This is a genomic window from Curtobacterium sp. VKM Ac-1393 (assembly GCF_015350995.1).
Classification (GTDB): domain Bacteria; phylum Actinomycetota; class Actinomycetes; order Actinomycetales; family Microbacteriaceae; genus Curtobacterium.
Genome location: NZ_JADKRW010000015.1, coordinates 3,928 through 5,376, shown reverse-complemented (window position 1 = coordinate 5,376; position 1,449 = coordinate 3,928). Strand labels below are relative to the sequence as shown.

The following is a 1,449-nucleotide window of genomic DNA, read 5'->3' as shown; positions in this document are numbered from 1 at the left end:
TACGTTAAGTCCGGCGGCGTCCTACTCTCCCACAAGGTCCCCCTTGCAGTACCATCGGCGCTGAGAGGCTTAGCTTCCGGGTTCGGAATGTGACCGGGCGTTTCCCTCTCGCTATGACCACCGGAACACTCTCGACCATGATCTGGTCTCAAACATGCTCCGGCTGCTGCCCACGAATGGGCAGAGCGGTGTATTCAGTTTGATTCCCGATCGTCTGTCGGGAACCACAAAGTGGACGCGAGCCCGTGCAACAAGTGCACGGAAATCAGTGTGTTATCAAGTCTTCGGCTTATTAGTACCGGTCAGCTCCACGGGTCGTTAGTCCCCGCTTCCACATCCGGCCTATCAACCCAGTAGTCTGCTGGGAGCCTCTCACACTCAAGGTGCATGGAAATCTCATCTCGAAGACGGCTTCCCGCTTAGATGCTTTCAGCGGTTATCCGGTCCGAACGTAGCTAATCAGCGGTGCCCTTGGCAGAACAACTGACACACCAGAGGTTCGTCCATCCCGGTCCTCTCGTACTAGGGATAGATCTTCTCAAATTTCCAACGCGCGCAGCGGATAGGGACCGAACTGTCTCACGACGTTCTAAACCCAGCTCGCGTACCGCTTTAATGGGCGAACAGCCCAACCCTTGGGACCTACTCCAGCCCCAGGATGCGACGAGCCGACATCGAGGTGCCAAACCATGCCGTCGATATGGACTCTTGGGCAAGATCAGCCTGTTATCCCCGAGGTACCTTTTATCCGTTGAGCGACAGCGCTTCCACAAGCCACTGCCGGATCACTAGTCCCGACTTTCGTCCCTGCTCGACCTGTCAGTCTCACAGTCAAGCTCCCTTGTGCACTTACACTCGCCACCTGATTGCCAACCAGGTTGAGGGAACCTTTGGGCGCCTCCGTTACTCTTTGGGAGGCAACCGCCCCAGTTAAACTACCCATCAGGCACTGTCCATGAACCCGATCAGGGTCCTACGTTAGACATCCAGAGTGACCAGAGTGGTATTTCAACAATGACTCCACGAACACTAGCGTGCCCGCTTCACAGTCTCCCACCTATCCTACACAAGCCACACCGAACACCAATACCAAACTGTAGTAAAGGTCACGGGGTCTTTCCGTCCTGCTGCGCGTAACGAGCATCTTTACTCGTAGTGCAATTTCGCCGAGTTCGCGGTTGAGACAGCTGGGAAGTCGTTACGCCATTCGTGCAGGTCGGAACTTACCCGACAAGGAATTTCGCTACCTTAGGATGGTTATAGTTACCACCGCCGTTTACTGGGGCTTAAATTCAGAGCTTCGCCCAAAGGCTAACCCTTCCTCTTAACCTTCCAGCACCGGGCAGGCGTCAGTCCGTATACATCGTCTTGCGACTTCGCACGGACCTGTGTTTTTAGTAAACAGTCGCTTCCCACTGGTCTCTGCGGCCTTCAACGCTCACGGAGCAA

Annotated in this window: 2 rRNA genes (1 of these 2 only partly in view); both read right to left on the bottom strand. The window is 55.1% G+C overall.

The features are described from left to right. Positions 1-8: 8 nt before the first annotated feature. A 5S ribosomal RNA gene (gene rrf, locus ITJ59_RS18840) occupies positions 9-125 on the bottom strand. Positions 126-272: 147 nt separating this feature from the next. Further along, a 23S ribosomal RNA gene (locus ITJ59_RS18835) occupies positions 273-1,449 on the bottom strand; it runs 1,866 nt beyond the window's last position.